The organism is Sphingomonas sp. Leaf28, from assembly GCF_001421685.1.
Lineage (GTDB): Bacteria > Pseudomonadota > Alphaproteobacteria > Sphingomonadales > Sphingomonadaceae > Sphingomonas > Sphingomonas aurantiaca.
Genome location: NZ_LMKX01000007.1, coordinates 645,114 through 660,466 on the forward strand (window position 1 = coordinate 645,114; position 15,353 = coordinate 660,466).

At 67.9% G+C, this 15,353-nt stretch carries 13 protein-coding genes; all 13 read right to left on the reverse strand.

Going from position 1 to position 15,353, the window contains the following annotated elements; genetic code table 11:
* Nucleotides 1-533 precede the first annotated feature (533 nt).
* The 13 genes from ASE79_RS09440 to ASE79_RS09500 all read right to left on the reverse strand — a co-directional run bounded on the left by ASE79_RS09440 (nt 534) and on the right by ASE79_RS09500 (nt 15,126).
* Nucleotides 534-2,354 (reverse strand): hypothetical protein, encoded by a 1,821-nt coding sequence (locus ASE79_RS09440; RefSeq protein ID WP_235516830.1) that lies wholly within the window; start codon nt 2,352-2,354, stop codon nt 534-536.
* A complete protein-coding gene (locus tag ASE79_RS09445) occupies nt 2,354-3,442 on the reverse strand; it encodes a protein-glutamate methylesterase/protein-glutamine glutaminase (protein WP_056415157.1) in 1,089 nt (362 codons plus the stop codon). Before ASE79_RS09445 ends, ASE79_RS09440 begins: the two co-directional genes overlap by 1 nt.
* A 3-nt stretch (nt 3,443-3,445) precedes the next feature.
* Nucleotides 3,446-4,255, reverse strand: a complete 810-nt coding sequence (locus tag ASE79_RS09450) for a CheR family methyltransferase (protein WP_056415819.1) — start codon at nt 4,253-4,255, stop codon at nt 3,446-3,448.
* A 126-nt stretch (nt 4,256-4,381) separates the two neighbouring features.
* Complete coding sequence (locus tag ASE79_RS09455; RefSeq protein WP_056415160.1) at nt 4,382-4,867, reverse strand: chemotaxis protein CheW; 486 nt, start codon at nt 4,865-4,867, stop codon at nt 4,382-4,384.
* Nucleotides 4,864-6,675: a methyl-accepting chemotaxis protein gene (locus tag ASE79_RS09460; protein ID WP_056415163.1), complete on the reverse strand. Its 1,812-nt coding sequence runs from the start codon at nt 6,673-6,675 to the stop codon at nt 4,864-4,866. Before ASE79_RS09460 ends, ASE79_RS09455 begins: the two co-directional genes overlap by 4 nt.
* Nucleotides 6,676-6,730: 55 nt before the next feature.
* Nucleotides 6,731-8,419: a methyl-accepting chemotaxis protein gene (locus tag ASE79_RS09465; protein ID WP_056415166.1), complete on the reverse strand. Its 1,689-nt coding sequence runs from the start codon at nt 8,417-8,419 to the stop codon at nt 6,731-6,733.
* Between the two features lie 54 nt (nt 8,420-8,473).
* On the reverse strand, nt 8,474-8,980 hold the full coding sequence (locus ASE79_RS09470; protein WP_056415169.1) for a chemotaxis protein CheW: 507 nt from the start codon (nt 8,978-8,980) through the stop codon (nt 8,474-8,476).
* Nucleotides 8,981-8,984: 4 nt separating this feature from the next.
* A complete protein-coding gene (locus tag ASE79_RS09475; RefSeq protein ID WP_056415171.1) occupies nt 8,985-10,997 on the reverse strand; it encodes a chemotaxis protein CheA in 2,013 nt (670 codons plus the stop codon).
* Nucleotides 10,994-11,362: a response regulator gene (locus tag ASE79_RS09480; RefSeq protein WP_056415174.1), complete on the reverse strand. Its 369-nt coding sequence runs from the start codon at nt 11,360-11,362 to the stop codon at nt 10,994-10,996. Before ASE79_RS09480 ends, ASE79_RS09475 begins: the two co-directional genes overlap by 4 nt.
* Nucleotides 11,359-11,670, reverse strand: a complete 312-nt coding sequence (locus ASE79_RS09485; RefSeq protein ID WP_082445206.1) for an STAS domain-containing protein — start codon at nt 11,668-11,670, stop codon at nt 11,359-11,361. The genes ASE79_RS09480 and ASE79_RS09485 overlap by 4 nt, the downstream gene beginning before the upstream one ends.
* A 249-nt stretch (nt 11,671-11,919) precedes the next feature.
* Nucleotides 11,920-13,485, reverse strand: coding sequence for an alkaline phosphatase D family protein (locus ASE79_RS09490; protein WP_235516832.1), 1,566 nt, complete (start codon nt 13,483-13,485; stop codon nt 11,920-11,922).
* A gap of 130 nt (nt 13,486-13,615) precedes the next feature.
* Entirely contained in the window at nt 13,616-14,590 is a 975-nt protein-coding gene (locus ASE79_RS09495; protein WP_056415177.1) for a FecR family protein, read from the reverse strand.
* The gene (locus tag ASE79_RS09500; RefSeq protein ID WP_056415180.1) at nt 14,587-15,126 is read right to left on the reverse strand and encodes an RNA polymerase sigma factor; all 540 of its coding nucleotides are present in this window, start codon (nt 15,124-15,126) and stop codon (nt 14,587-14,589) included. Before ASE79_RS09500 ends, ASE79_RS09495 begins: the two co-directional genes overlap by 4 nt.
* Between the last annotated feature and the right edge of the window lie 227 nt (nt 15,127-15,353).

The window sequence follows — 15,353 nt, forward strand, 5'->3', positions numbered from 1 at the left end:
ACCCTTCGCTGTACCCATTGGGGGCGATGGATGGGGCTTATCGAACCTACAGTCGCGCCGTAGCTATCACCGGCGGGAAGATGACCGTGGTCGACGGGGCTGCCCCCCCCGATCAGCTAAAACAGGTACTCAGCGATGCATCACGCTGGCAGTCGAAGCGCATCAAGCTTGATCGGCCCGGCAGCCCAGCCCGGAGGGGGAACACCCCACGATCGATACCGTCTACGCCGAAGCGTAGGCTTTCCTTGCCTGCAAGGGCCTCAACGGCTGACGACATTGGACGAGCATGACCACTTGATCGATGCCAGCTCGAGCAAGGAGCGCGCGAGGGCGGTGGCGGATGTGGTGTGCGATCTTCACAACGCCGATCCGGTTTGGAAGGCTCGGCAGCGCGCGGGCGCGATCGCCGCGATCTTCTCCGGCCTGACGGTGGCGGCGGTCGGCGGGGTGCCGCCTTTGCCGGGATCGCCGGAGTCGGTGCCGTGGCGATGGTTGCGCTACGCTTTGCCCTGCCTTCCTACCAGCGGCGCCGGTCAGAACAGGCCGTCGTCGTCGTCGTCCTCTTCGGCGTCCGATGCCGCGGGGGCGGCAGTGGCCTCGTCCGGCCGCAGCGCGAACTGGCGGTGGATCTCGCGTTCGCGCGCCATCGTGTAGAGGCTCCGGATGGCGTCGAGCAGGTCGGCCAGCGCGGGCTTTGCCGCGTCGGGGCAATCGTCTCCGGTCGCGCCGAAGCCGGCGAGGTGCGTCGCGTGATCGGCCAGCGTGCCACCCACTGCATGGCAATCGACGCTGTCGGTCGTCGTGCGCAACATGTCCGAAATCGCGGTCGCATCGTCGCCCAGCCCGGCCAGCCCCTCGCGCATCCGCATGCTCCCCTCGCGGATCCGGTCGAGCGACTCCGCCAGCGGCTGCGTGACCTCGCCGTCTCCCTCGGGGCGGCCGATCGCGCCTGCCGCGCTCGCCAGCCGTTCGAACAATGCGCCGATCCGGCCCGACATAGCCTCGAGCGCGATGGCAAAGCCGCGGATCTCGGACGCCACCACCGCGAGGCCATGGCCCGCTTCCCCCATCCGGTAACTGCGCAGATCGGTGTTCCAGGCCATGTGCTGGACGTCGTCCTTCACGCGGTGGACGTTGCGCAACCGCGCGGCCAGTTGCGCCGCCATCGCAGAGGTTGCCTCGCCCAGCCGTTGCGACTGGGCATCCGCCTCGCGCAGCCGACCGGTGACGCTCTCCGCCTCGGCGACGCTGCGTTCGAGCCCGGACAGGAACGTCGTCTCACTCTGGCCGCCCCCACTGTCTCCGCCCCTGTCGCCGCTATTGTCGCCGCTTTGCCGAAACGTCAGCAACGCGGCGGCGCGCGGCGCGATGCCATGGAGGTTCTGCATCAACACATGCGTCTCGCGCTGGAAATCCCGCGCGGTATCGGCCGCCTGTGCCGCCAGCATCGCGATCCCATAGCCACGCACGGCAGCCGCGCCGTCGGCGTCCAGCGCGGGATCCGCATCGACGGCATCGTGGATCATGCCGAGCCCGGTCACCACATGCTCGATCCGCTGCCGTGCGATGTCGCCGATCTGCAAGGCACCCAGCGCGGTCGCCAGCTTGGACCGGACATCGCGCGCGACCTCGGCGATCTCCGCCGCGCGAGCCGCCAGCACCGTCTGATGTGCCTGCAGCGCGCCGGCATCCTCGGCCAGGCTGGCGGGAACACGCGGGATGACCGCCGCGCATTCGGCGGTAAGCTGCTGCTCGACGCGGAACACGCTTGGCACCAAGTCCACCAGCACCTCGACCTCGACCCCGATCCGCGCCATCTCGGCCTCGGCGACATCCAGCTTCACGAACATGTCGTCGGCGAAATCGGAGAACTCGGCCATCCCGGCCGACGCGACCTTGATGTTGAGCCCGCAGATGCGAAGGAAGCTGAGTGTCCGGTTGACCCGGCTGATCTCGCCGCGCAGCGCCACGCCGATCTGCTGGACGTCGCGCAGGGCAGTCGCGCGCGCTGCTTGCGTCTCGGGAAGCCGGATCAGCCGGTCCGCCGTCGCGCGCATGTTGGCCACCGCAGCCGCCGCGCCGTCGGCATCCATCGCGCCCGTCACGCGCTCCAGCGCGGCGATGAGGCGTTCGACGATTTCATAAGTCTGCGAGAGCGCCGCGCCGGCAGCGACGAAGCGCGAATCGAGCCCCAGCGCAAGGTCGGCGAGCGCCGTCCGCAGCACCTCCAGCGACTGCGGCATCGCCCCGCCGCCTGCGCGCGAGTCCTCGACGGACCCGGCGACAGGCGCGTCCGTCAGCCTCTCGGGCGACGCGGCGACCTCCTCCGCCCCGGGCGATACGACGATCTCCATCAGCGGTTCGCCGCGCCCAGCATCTGTCGCGCGATCTGCCCGAGCGGGATCACGTGATCCGCCGCGCCGCGCGCGATCGCTTCCTTGGGCATGCCGAACACGATCGAGGTCGCCTCGTCCTGCGCGAAGGTGATCGCGCCCGCCTGCTTCATCTCGAGCAGGCCGCGCGCGCCGTCGTCCCCCATGCCCGTCATGATCACGCCGACCGCATTCGACCCCGCGGACCGTGCGGCCGAGCGGAACAGCACGTCGACCGACGGGCGATGCCGCGACACCAGCGGGCCCTCGCGCACGCTGACATGATAGCGCGCGCCCTGCCGCTCGAGCATCGTGTGCTTGCCGCCACCCGGAGCGATCAGCACCTGGCCGCGCAGCACGGCGTCGCCGTCGCTCGCTTCCTTGACGTCGACCTCGCACAGCCCGTCGAGCCGGCGGGCGAAGGCGCGCGTAAAGTTTTCGGGCATGTGCTGGACCACGACGATCCCCGGCGCGTTCGCGGGCAGCGCGCGCAGCACCTGGCTCAGCGCCTCGGTGCCGCCGGTCGAGGCACCCAGGCACAGCACCATTTCGGTCGTGCGGCTCATCGCGCGGCTGCTTGGCGGCGGCAGCATCGCGTCGGCGGTGAGCTTCTTCTCAGGGGTGTGCGGGCGGACAGCATGGCCCGCCGGACGACCGCGGACGCGCGCGCGGGCGGCCGCCTTCACCACGTCGCGGATCTGCATATTATGCTCCGCCAGATGATCCGCGACGCCCATCTTGGGTTTCAGGATCACGTCGACCGCGCCCGCCTCCATCGCCTGTAACAGCGTTTCGGAGCCGTCCTCAGTCAGCGACGAGCACATCACCACCGGCACCGGGCATTGCCCCATCAGTTTGCGCAGGAAGGTGATGCCGTCCATCCGCGGCATTTCCACGTCGAGCGTGATGACGTCGGGGACTTCCGCCTGGATCGCACGCGCCGCGCTGAACGGATCGGCGGCGGCGGCCATCACCTCGATATCGGGGTCCTCCTGCAGCACCGCGGTCATCATGTGGCGCACGCTCGCCGAATCATCGACGACGAGGACGCGGATCTTGCCATTCTTCATTGCTCAGCTCCGCTTGAAGATGGTGTTGGCGACCTGCACCAACGGCAGATCGTGCCCGGCGACCGACTCGGCATGGCCGAGAAACAGGTGCCCGCCGGGGACGAGGCAGTCGATCAGCCGCGACACCACTTTGCGCTGCGTCGGCCTGTCGAAATAGATCAGGACGTTGCGACAGAAGATGAGGTGCATCGGATCCCCAACCGGATACCGCTCGTCCATCAGGTTCATCCGCGCGAAGCCGATCGCGCTGCGCAGCGCGGGCACGATCCGGACCTCGCTGCGCCGCGAATCGCGCGACGTCGCGATATAGCGGCGCAGCGCATGCGGCACCGGCTCGACCGCTTCGGCAGAGTAGATCCCGGTCCGCGCCGCTTCGAGCACGTCGGTATCGAGATCGGTCGCGAGGATGCCGTAAGCCGGGCCACCGCGGTTGGTCGCCCAATCGTCGAGCACCATCGCCAGCGTATAGGGCTCCGGCCCGGTCGAGCAGGCGGCGCTCCACGCGCGGATCCGGTCGACCCGGCGGTCGATCAGGTCGGGCAGGATCGTCGATTCGAGATAGTCGAAATGCTGGGGTTCGCGGAAGAAGTCGGTCTTGTTCGTGGTCACCGCATTGAGCAGGTGCAGCGCCTCGGCATCGAGCCCGCCCGTGACGAACACATGGTCGCAATAGGCATCCAGCGACGGCAACGACAACGCCCGCATCCGGCGTCGCAACCGCCCCTCGAGCATCGTCTTCTTGCTGTCGGGCATCTTGATGCCCGCGGTGGCGTAGATGTAGGTCGCGATCTTGACGAAGTTGCGGTGGCTGATCTGGTCGTTGCCTGACCCGGCCGGACCGATCGGTGCGGGGGCAGTGGCGGCGGTGGCGGCGGCTCTGGGCACGTCGATGCTCCGGGTAGAGGGCTCCAGGGACAGTCGCCCCGGGAGCGCAAGGGTTCAGGCGGCGTGCGCGATCGACCCGCTCAGCAACGGGACGTCGGACGACGAAAAGACGCGCGCGATATCGACCAGCACGACGAAGCCATCGGGCCGTTTCACCACGCCGCCGATATAATCGGACGGCCAGCGCACGCCGATATCGGGGGCCGCGTCGATCTGGTCGCCGCGGAAGGTGCTGACCTCGAGCACGCGGTCCACCACCAGCCCCAGCATCAGCGCGCGGTCCGCGAGCGGCACGTCGACCACCAGGATCCGCGTGCTCGGGGTCGGGTCCGCGTGCGGCAGCCCGAGGCGAAGGCGGAAGTCGATCGTGGTCACCCCCTGCCCGCGCATGTCGGTCAAGCCGAGCAGATATTCCGGCCCGTTGGGAATATGGAAGGTCTCGCGATAATCGAGGATCTCGCGGACGAGCGTCACCGGGACGGCGAACACCTCCGCCCCCAGCCCGAAGGTGACGACCTGGATTTCATGCGTATCGCTCATGCTGCCTGTGCGCCGAAATCGGCGTCCTCTGCGTCTGGGCCACCCCGGGCGAGATCGAGCGCGAAGCCCTGCGCGCGCGCCTGCTGGTCGGCCACTGAGTTGGGGCGGGGCTTGGCCGGGCTGCGTACCGGTGCCTTGCGGATCGGCATGCTGGTCTTGGCGACCGAGGGCTTGGCGACCTTCACCGGCCGCGTGCCATGCGTGTCGAGCCGGAAATAGGCGATGCTTGCCTGGAGTTCCTCGGCCTGTGCGGCGAGTTCCTCCGATGTGCTGGCGACCTGTTCCGACGCGCTCGAATTCTGCTGCGTGACCTGGTCGAGCTGCTGGATCGCCTGGTTGATCTGATTGGCACCGATGTCCTGCTCGCGGCAGGCGGCGCTGATCTCGGCGACGAGTTCGGCGGTGCGGCGAATGTCGGGCACCAGCTTCGTCAGCATGTCGCCCGCTTCGCTCGCGGCACGCAGCGTATCGCTCGACACCGCGCCGATCTCGGCGGCGGCACCCTGGCTGCGTTCGGCGAGCTTGCGCACTTCGGACGCGACCACCGCGAAGCCACGGCCATGTTCGCCCGCGCGCGCGGCCTCGACCGCGGCGTTGAGCGCGAGCAGATCGGTCTGGCGCGCGATCTCCTGGACGATGCCGATCTTCTCGGCGATCGTCCGCATCGCGCCCACCGCACGGTCGACCACGATCCCGCTCGCCTCGGCGTCCTTGGACGACTGGCGCGCGATCTTCTCGGTCTGCGCGGCATTGTCGGCGGTCTGCTTGATGTTGGCCGACATCTCTTCCATCGCCGCGGACGCCTGTTCGGTCGCCGAGGCCTGTTCGGTCGCGCCCTGCGACATCTGTTCGGAGCTGGACGACAGTTCCTGGCTGCCCGACGACACGTTGTTCGCCGCGCTCGAGGCATCGCCCACCACGCCGCGCAACCGCTCGATCATCCGCGCGAGCGCGAGACCCAGCGTGTCCTTGTCGGACAGCGGGTGATGATCGACCGTCAGGTCGCCGCCGGCAATCTGGTCGGCGAGCTGCGAGGTCTGACGCAGATTGGCGGTCATGCGGTTGACGGTATCGACGAGGTCCTTGATCTCGTCGTTGCTGGTGACCGCGACATCCTGGTCGAGATCCCCGATCGCCACCGCATCGATCGCCGTGGCGACCTTGCGCAACCCCAGCGTCACGGTGCGCGAGATCCACAGCGCGGCGATGATGCCGATCGCCAGCGCCGCCACGACCAGGCCGATGAACAGCGAGCGCGCCGCATCATAGACGTCGTCGCCGGTCTTGCTCGCCGCCGCGCCGCCATCGACGTTCAGCTTGACCAGTTTGAGCAAATCCCCCGAAAAGTCGTCGAACAGCGTCTTGCTCTGTTCGATCCGTCGCGCCGCCTCGGCATTCTGGTTCTGGCGCGAAAGCGTGAGGATCTGGTTGCCCTCGCGAACGTAGCGATCGAACTTCTCCGAGAATTGCGCGTAGGACGCGCGTTCCTGGTCCGACGAGATCAGCTTCTCGTAGCGCGCGCGCTGCTGCTTGAGCGTGGCGAGCGTGGCGTTGATCTCGGTCTCGACCTCCGTCATCTTGGCCGGATCGGTCGACGCGACGTGATAATATTGGCCGACGCGCAGGTCGGACGTCGCGGTGTTGATCCGGTGGAGCGCATCGATGCTGGGCATCCAGTTATCGGTGATCTCGGTCGACTGGGCGTTGATAGCGTTCATCTTCAGGATGCCGACCACGCCGAGCGCGGCGCAGATCAGCAGGACGGCGGCAAACGCGCCGGCCAGTTTCAACTTGATCGTCGGACGCATGGTCAGATTTCCTTCCTGACGCGGGTGTGATGATCGACGGCGCGCAAACCCTGGGTCATGCCGCCGCCTCGAAAGCGCGGTCGTGGTCGTCGGCGCCACCCTGTTGCAGGTCGAGCGCGAAGCCGTTCAGGCGGGCCTTCTGGTCTCCGATCGATCCCGGCCGATGCCTGGCGACGCGCGGTGCGGGCGTAGGCTTGCGGACGGGCGCAACGGGCGCGCGGGTCGGTTTCGCGACACGCACCGGCCGTTCGACCCCGGCATCGCGGAAGAAGGCGATCGTCGCCTGCAGCTCCTGCGCCTGCGCGGCGAGTTCCTCCGACGTGCCGGCAATCTGTTCGGATGCGCTCGAATTCTGCTGCGTGATTTGGTCGAGCTGCTGGATCGCCTGATTGATCTGGTTGGCACCGATGTCCTGCTCGCGGCACGCGGCGCTGATCTCGGCGACCAGTTCGGCGGTGCGGCGGATGTCGGGGACCAGCTTGGTCAGCATGTCGCCCGCCTCGCTCGCGGCACGCAGCGTATCGCTCGACACCGCGCCGATCTCGGCGGCGGCCCCCTGGCTGCGTTCGGCGAGCTTGCGCACTTCGGACGCGACCACCGCGAAGCCACGGCCATGCTCGCCCGCGCGTGCCGCCTCGACCGCGGCGTTGAGCGCGAGCAGGTCGGTCTGGCGTGCGATTTCCTGGACGATGCCGATCTTCTCGGCGATCGTCCGCATCGCGCCGACCGCACGATCGACCACGATCCCGCTCGCCTCGGCGTCCTTCGACGACTGGCGCGCGATCTTCTCGGTCTGCGCGGCGTTGTCGGCGGTCTGCTTGATGTTGGCGGACATCTCTTCCATCGCCGACGACGCCTGTTCGGTCGACGACGCCTGTTCGGTCGCGCCCTGCGACATCTGTTCGGCGCTGGCCGACAGTTCCTGGCTGCCCGACGAGACGTTGTTCGCCGCCGCGGCCGCATTGCCGATCACCCCGCGCAGCGTCTGGGTCATGTGGTTGACGGTATCGACCACGTCGCGGATCTCGTCGTTTGAGGTAACCACGACCTCATGGCCGAGGTCGCCGCTGGCGACCGAGTCGACGGCTTCCGCGATCTTGCCGAGCCCGCGCGACACCAGCCGCGAAATCCAGAGCGCGGCGGCGATGCCGATGACGATGACCGCGACGAGCAGCGCGATGAACAGCGACCGCGCCGCGGCATAGACCTCGTCCCCGGTCCGGCTCGCCGCAGCGCCGCCATCGACGTTCAGCTTGACCAGCTTGGTGAGATCCGCCGAAAAGTCGTCGTACAGCCCCTTGCTCGCCTCGATCCGACGCGCCGCCTCGGCATTCTGGTTGGCGCGCGACAGAAGCAGGATCCTGCGCTGTTCCTGGACGTAACGGCCGAACTTCTCGGCGAACTGCGCATAGATCGCGCGCTCGTCGTCTGAGGAGATCAGCTTTTCATACCGCGCCCGCTGCCGTACAAGCGTCGCCAGGGTGGCGTTCATCTCGGCCTCGACCGCCGACATCTTGGCATCGTCCGTCGAGGCGACATGGTAATATTGCGCGACACGCAGATTGGCGGCCGACGTGTTGATCGCATGGATCGCGTCGATGCTCGGCATCCAGTTCTCGGCCATATCGGTCGACTGAGCGTTGATGACGTTCATCTTGTAGATGCCGACGACGCCCATCCCGGCTGAGATGAGCAGAACCACGGCGAAAACCGCCGCTAGTTTCATCCGTATCGTGGCGCGCATGATGTCGTGTCTCCTGGCAGGCTTTGGCCTGAGATCGGGATCGGGGAAAGGCGGTCAGTGGACCGACGCGCGCCCAGCGGCGTCGTCGCCGCCGGTGAGCGGATTGAAGATCGCGGCGAGATCGGGGAGGACGATCACGCCCTCTTCGCGGCGCACCAGCTCGCGGACATAGTCGCGGCGCCAGCGCATCCCGACCGCGGGCGGCGCTTCGGCGTCGGCCTCGCGCAGGGTAGCGACTTCGTGGACCTTGTCGGTGCGGATGCCGAGCTGGATCGGCTCGCCATGCGCATCCATCTCGATCACCACGATCCGGCTGTCGACCGTGGCCTCCGCCGCGGGCATGCCGAAGGCGAGCCGCAGGTCGGCGATCGGGATGATCTTGCCGCGGAAGTTGACGACGCTGCCGACCAGCGCGAGCGCGCCCGGCACCGCGGTTTCGGGCAGCAGGTCGAGGATCTCGCGCACCAGCACCGCTTCCAGCGCGAAGGTTTCGCTGCCGAGATCGAACGTCAGCACTTCGAGGCCGCCCGTCGCGTCCCAGTGAGCCATGCTCTTTTCCATTGGCTTATCCAGCGGCGCGCAGCCGCTCCTCCTGATGCTGGCCCAAGGCGACGAGTTGCGAGACGTCGAGGATCAGCGCGACCCCGCCGTCGCCGAGGATCGTCGCGCCGGCGAAGGTGGTGACCGCCTGATGCAGCAGCGACATCGACTTGATGACGGTCTGGTGGCTGCCGATGATCTGGTCGACGACCAGCCCGACGCGCTCGGTCCCGGTGGCGATGACGACGATCTTCTGGTGCGGATCGGGCCGCGTGCCGGTGTCGAACATCTCGCGCAGCCGCAGGAACGGTACCAGCCGTTCGCGCAGCGTGATGAAGCTGCGCCCGCGCGACCGCAGATCGTCCTCGAGGCTCAGCTCGATACATTCCTCGACCGCGGCGAGCGGGATGACATAGCGCCCGTCGCCGACCCGGACGAGCAACCCGTCGATGATCGCCAGCGTCAGCGGTATGCGCAGCACGACGGTCGATCCCTCGCCCGGCTTGCTCGTGATGTCGATCGCGCCGCGCAGCGTCTCGATCGTGCGCTTGACCACGTCCATGCCGACGCCGCGGCCCGACAGGTTGGTCACCGTCGCGGCGGTTGAGAAGCCGGGGTGGAAGATCATGTGCAGGATCTCGGAATCGCTCAGCACCTGACCCGGCTGGATCAACCCCTGCGATTCGGCCTTGGCGCGCACGCGCTCGCGATCGATCCCGCGGCCATCGTCGCGGATCGTGATCATCACCTCGCCGCCCGCTTGGCTGGCGGAGAGCCGCACCTTGCCGACCGGCGACTTGCCCGCGGCGATACGTTCCTCGGCGGTTTCCAGCCCGTGGTCGCACGCGTTGCGGATCAGGTGGACCATCGGATCGGCGAGCCGCTCCATCACGGTCTTGTCGACTTCGGTCGCCTCGCCCTCGGTCTCGAGCTCGATCGTCTTGCCGGTTTCGCGCGACAGGTCGTGGATCAGGCGGCGGAACCGGCTGAACAGCGACGCGACCGGCACCATCCGCAGCACCATCATCGTCTCGCGCAGTTCGCTCGCGAGCCGTTCGATTTCCTCGGAGATCGAACGCAGCACCATTTCCATGCCGATCACGCTGCCATGCGCGAGCTGTGACAGGCGGCTCTGGACGATCACCAGTTCGCCGACCCGGTCCATCAGCTCGTCGAGCCGCTCGGCCGGAACGCGCACGCTTTCGCCCGCTTTGGCGGGCTGGCGGCTGTTCGCCGGGGCGGCGGCATCCGGCGCCGCGGCGGGCGTGGTGGCGGCGGGCGCGGGGATGGCGGGAACGGACGCGTCGGCCACGGCATGCGCGACGGCCACCTCGACCGCCGGTGCGGCGTCGGGCCCGAGCGGCTCGATCGACAGCTCCATGTCGTCCATCACGAAGATGAACACGTCCTCGATATCGCCGCGCGAAATGTCGCCGTGCAGCTCGAGATCCCAGCCGATATGGCATTCGACCGGCACCAGATCGGGCAGCGTCGGCACGCGGTCGACGCGGGCGATCACCCGGCATTCGCCAAGCTCGCGCAGTTCGTCGAGCAGCATCAACGGATTGGTCCCGTTCGCCATCGCTTCGGGGGGCAAGCGGAACGACAGCCGCCAGCCGGCCTTGGCAGGCTGGGCCACCACTGCCGGTTCCCCGACGGCACCCGCGCCTTCGATCGCGGCCTGCAACGCCTGCAGGATCGCGTCACCGGCGGCCTCCTGGCCCGTGCCGTCGCCGTCGATCAGCGCGCGCATATGGTCCTTGGCGGACAGGATCACCGCGACCAGCGCCTGCGTCGCCGGGACCAGCCCCTTGCGGACGCGATCGAACGCGCTCTCGCAGTGGTGCGTGAAGGTCGCCAGCGCATCGAACCCGAACATCGCGCCCGAGCCCTTGAGCGTGTGCAAGCCCCGGAACACCGCATCGACCAGATCGCGGTCGTCGAGCCGGTGGCCAAGGTCGAGCAGCGCCTCCTCGATCTGGTCGAGCAGGTCGGCGGCTTCGATGCGGAACGCCGCGACGGGATCCTGGCCGCTCATCGTCCGAGCACCTTGCGCGAGACCTTGATGAGCTGTTCGGGGACGAACGGCTTGACCAGCCAGCCGGTCGCACCGGCCGCCTTGGCTTGCTGTTTTATCGAGTCATTCGATTCCGTGGTCAGGAAGATGATCGGCGTGCCGCACTGGTCGGGCGACTTGCGCAGTTCGCGGATCATCGTCAGCCCGTCCATGTTGGGCATGTTGAGATCGGTGATGATCAGGTCGAACCGGTTGGCGGTGGCGGCCTTGAGGCCTTCGACCCCATCCTCCGCTTCGGTAACGGCATAGCCCGCCCCGCTCAGCGCGATCCGGATCGCCATCCGCAGGCTGGGGGAATCATCGACAGTGAGAATGGACGCACTCATTGCGGCAGGTCTCCGTGAAACCAGAATTGCAGATCGGCGGGATCCGCGTCGGTGGTGAAGCCGCCGCGCGCGAGCAGGGCGGCGAGCGGGCCGTGCGCGGGCGAAGCGAGGCGGATCGTCTTGTCCAGCCGCTCGGCATGGTCGCGCGCGGCGTAAACCGTCTGCACGAAGCTCAGATCGACGTCGGCGACCGCGGCGGCATCGAGTATGACCTCGTCATTGTCTGCAAAAGCCGCCAGCAGCTGGCCCTGGAACGCCGCGCCGGTACGGACCGTCATGGCTGCGGGCAGCTCGATGATCGCCTGCATCCTATCCCTCGTGACTGGACGGTTGCGCGGGGACCATCCCCGGCAAACCGATCATGGTCATTATAGAGGGGACGGTGGGCGGGCCTGTCGGTCGGGACGAGAATTCGGTTCCGCGCACGCGCCGGGATCATGCCGGGATCATGCAGGGATCATGATCATCGCCGGTTGACCGGGCGAAGGCAGGCGCCCGTCAAGGCGCTGCGCCGCCCTGAACGCGAAGCAGCGGTCAGCGTGAACATCGCGGCTGCGTCAGCCGGATTGCGGTCCAGGCTGGTTGGGGTCGACGACAAACCTCGCAATCGTGGAGATCTGCCCGCCGGGCCGGTCGACCTGATCCATGACCTTCACCTCGGCGCGCCAGGCGTCCGGCGTGACCGTGAACAGCTGGTAGCCCCGCTGATTGTTGAGCAGTGCGACGTTCGGGTTGTTGGGCAGCGTCCCGGTTTCCCCGGGATAGTGCGCCCCGCCCGTCCCCCCCGACGAGATCGAGGTCGCGAGGAACTCGGTCGCGATCGCCGCGCCGCCGACGTCATCGGCGTCGCGCGGCACGGACCCGACGACATGCTGGTGCAGGTCGCCACTGCCGATCACGACGTTCTTCAGCCCGAGTCGCGCGATGCTGTCGACGAGCCGCTGGCGCGACAGCGGATAGCCGTTCCAATTGTCCTTGCCGACGACGGGTGCGGTCGCGCCGTCCTTGCGCGCGTCATAGGGCATGAGGAGCACCTGTTGCGCGACGAAGTTCCAGCGGGCGTCGTTGCCGAGCCCGCGATCGAGCCAGGCCTCCTGCGCCGCGCCCAGCATCGTCCGGTCCGGCCGGTCGACAGGACGGCAAGCATCGAGTTCGACGCGCCCGATGCCGGGACGCTCGCAGAGCTGATCGCTGCGGAACGAGCGGGTGTCGAGCACGTGCATCCGCGCGAGCGTGCCGTAATCGAGCCGGCGATACGCGCGCGCATGCGCGGCACCCGGTCGCTGCGCGAGGCGTACGGGAACATGCTCATACCAAGCCTGCAGCGCTGCCGCCTTGCGCAGCGCGAAGATCTCGGGCCGGTTGCCATCCTTGTCGAATTTGCCCGCCCAATTGTCGTCGATCTCATGGTCGTCGAACGACATGATGAACGCGACCGCGGCGTGCGCGGCCTGAAGATCGGGATCCGACTTATATTGCGCGTAACGGCGGCGATAGGCGTCCAGCGTGTACGTCTCGGCTCCCAGATGCTTGCGCGGGCTGGGCTCGGTCCGCGCCGCCATCTCGTAGATATAGTCGCCATAGTGAAAGACCGCGTCGAGGTCGGGCTCGCGCGCGACATGCGCATAGGCGGTGAAGAACCCCGTCTCGAAATCCTGGCATCCCAGCATCGCCAGACGCAGCCGCTCGGGCGACGTGCCTGCCGCCGGTGCGGTACGCGCAGTGCCGACCGGGCTCGATCCGGCACCAGCGACGAGGAAGCGATACCAATAGGGCCGCCGCGATTGCAGGCCGTCGACTTCGACATGCACCGAATGCGCAAGGTCGGCCTTCGCCACTGCCACGCCGGTCCGCACGACCGTCCGGAAACCGGGGTCTTCGGCCACCTCCCAGCGCACCGGAACATCGTGCGGCGGCATGCCGCCACCGGGCGTCTGCGGCTCGGGCGCAAGCCGGGTCCAGATGACGAACCCGTCGGGCCACGGCTCACCCGACGCGATGCCGAGCGTGAACGGATCGCGCGTGAAATTGGCGCGCGCGAGCAGCCGCGGCGCGCCGACTCCGCCCAACAGCGCGAGCGAAAGGCCGGCCTTGACCATGTTACGGCGATCGAACTGAGGCACGGCGGTACTCCCTGACGGCATCGCGCGGACCACGCGCCGGACCGGAACCGGCATCGCGTCGCGACGGACTATGACGGGAAGACGCAGCCGCCGGGCAAAACCCGACACCGATAAACCGACCGCGTCGCCGCTATCGATCGTCCGCCTCGCCCGCGGGACGGATCGCGATCGTCTTCGGACCGTAGGCGATATCGACGTGATAGGCCGCCTGCACGGCCTGCAGCGCGCGTTCGGTATCGGATACATGAAAGCGTCCGCTGATCGGCAGCGCCTGCAACGCGCGATCGTGCAACAGGATCGGCCGCGCCGAATAGCGCTGGACCTTGTCGATCAGCACGCCCAGCGGAACGTCGGACGCCTCGAACCACCCCGATTTCCAGTCGGGCACGCCGCCTGCGATCCGCCGCTGCGCGCTGACATGGCCGTCGACGACGCGCGCGCCATACCCCGTGTTCAGGACGAGCTCGGTCTCGCCGGCGACACCGACCTCGACGGCACCGCGATACACGACGACAGCGGTCCGCGTCGGGCTCTGGCGATCGACGTTGAACGCGGTGCCCAGCACCCGCACCGAGGTGGTGCCGCTGGCCACGCGGAATATCCGGACGCGCTCATGCCGGACGTCGAAGAACGCCTCGCCGCGCACCAGTTCGGCGCTGCGTTTCCACGGCAATATCTGGACGCGAAGCTCGGTATCCCCGCTCATGTCGACGCGCGATCCGTCGCCCAGCACGACCGACCGGCCTCTGCCCGCATTGGTGCGATAGGTGCTCGTCAACAGCGCCGGCACGATCAGCATGACCGCGACCAGCATCGCGCACGCCGCGGCGGCGAACCGCGGCGCGGCACGGCGCAGGCGACCGGAGCGATCGGTGATTACAGAGGGCGCAGTGGCGACGCCCGGCGCGAGGCGGGACTGACCGAGTGCCTCGACCAGCGCCTCCGACTGCCAGAGCGCCTGAAGCTCGGCAATGACCTCGCGGTGCCGCGGCGCCGCCGCCATCCAGGCGTCGAAGGCCGGCCCCACCGCGGCGTCGACCACCGGCCGGTTGAGCCGGTCGATCCAAGCCGCGGCCTCCTCGACGATCTGCGCGTCGCGCGTCATCGCACCGCCTCGCGCGCGGCCGTATCGCCCGGCATCGCCTTGTGCAGGTCGGCGAGGCCGCGGGTGATGTGCTTTTCAACGGCCTTCGCGCTCAACCCCAGCTCCTTCGCTATCGCCGCACAGCTTTGCCCGTGCAGTCGGCGGCGAACCAGTACGTCCCGACGCAGCGGCGGCATCGCCGCCAGCGCCTCCTTCAGGATCGCAACTTCCTGCCGCCCCGCCAGCACCCGATGCGGCGACGGCGCAAGGCTGGCAGTCTCCTCCCCGCTCTCGGCGACATAGCGGCTGTCGCGACGATGATGGTCGATCAGCAGGTTTGCGGCGATCCGGAACCCCAGCGCATAGACGCTGAGCAGTTTCTGCACGCGGCCCTGATGCACCAGCCGCGACAGCGTCTCCTGCACGACGTCCTCGACCACGTCCGCGCGGCTCGTGCGTGCCCGGACGTAGCGGCGCAGCGTCGCGGCGATCGCGCGCCAATCCTCGGCAGGGGCATCACCCGCGCGGTTCTCGATCTGGTGCAGCACCGCTGGCATCGGACATCCGGATTGTTGATCCAGGCGCCCTAGACAGCATTTGTGACAATCTCGGACAGAATACCGCGAGATGAGGGAGATATTATCGGGCCATGCCGACAAGTTCCGCCTTGTGCGTATCAAATAACATCCGTCAACTACTCCCGGTCTGGCAAATCTAGATCGATGAAAACATTATGTCTTATATGTGAAACCAAATAGTTTGTCGGGTTCTCGGCGGCGCGCCC

Bases quoted from the DNA above. Each gene is read 5' to 3' on its own strand.
- ASE79_RS09440 (WP_235516830.1), bottom strand. From the start codon at position 2,354: ATGGAGATCGTCGTATCGCCCGGGGCGGAGGAGGTCGCCGCGTCGCCC.
- ASE79_RS09445 (WP_056415157.1), bottom strand. From the start codon at position 3,442: ATGAAGAATGGCAAGATCCGCGTCCTCGTCGTCGATGATTCGGCGAGC.
- ASE79_RS09455 (WP_056415160.1), bottom strand. From the start codon at position 4,867: ATGAGCGATACGCATGAAATCCAGGTCGTCACCTTCGGGCTGGGGGCG.
- ASE79_RS09460 (WP_056415163.1), bottom strand. From the start codon at position 6,675: ATGCGTCCGACGATCAAGTTGAAACTGGCCGGCGCGTTTGCCGCCGTC.
- ASE79_RS09465 (WP_056415166.1), bottom strand. From the start codon at position 8,419: ATGCGCGCCACGATACGGATGAAACTAGCGGCGGTTTTCGCCGTGGTT.
- ASE79_RS09470 (WP_056415169.1), bottom strand. From the start codon at position 8,980: ATGGAAAAGAGCATGGCTCACTGGGACGCGACGGGCGGCCTCGAAGTG.
- ASE79_RS09475 (WP_056415171.1), bottom strand. From the start codon at position 10,997: ATGAGCGGCCAGGATCCCGTCGCGGCGTTCCGCATCGAAGCCGCCGAC.
- ASE79_RS09480 (WP_056415174.1), bottom strand. From the start codon at position 11,362: ATGAGTGCGTCCATTCTCACTGTCGATGATTCCCCCAGCCTGCGGATG.
- ASE79_RS09485 (WP_082445206.1), bottom strand. From the start codon at position 11,670: ATGCAGGCGATCATCGAGCTGCCCGCAGCCATGACGGTCCGTACCGGC.
- ASE79_RS09495 (WP_056415177.1), bottom strand. From the start codon at position 14,590: ATGACGCGCGACGCGCAGATCGTCGAGGAGGCCGCGGCTTGGATCGAC.
- ASE79_RS09500 (WP_056415180.1), bottom strand. From the start codon at position 15,126: ATGCCAGCGGTGCTGCACCAGATCGAGAACCGCGCGGGTGATGCCCCT.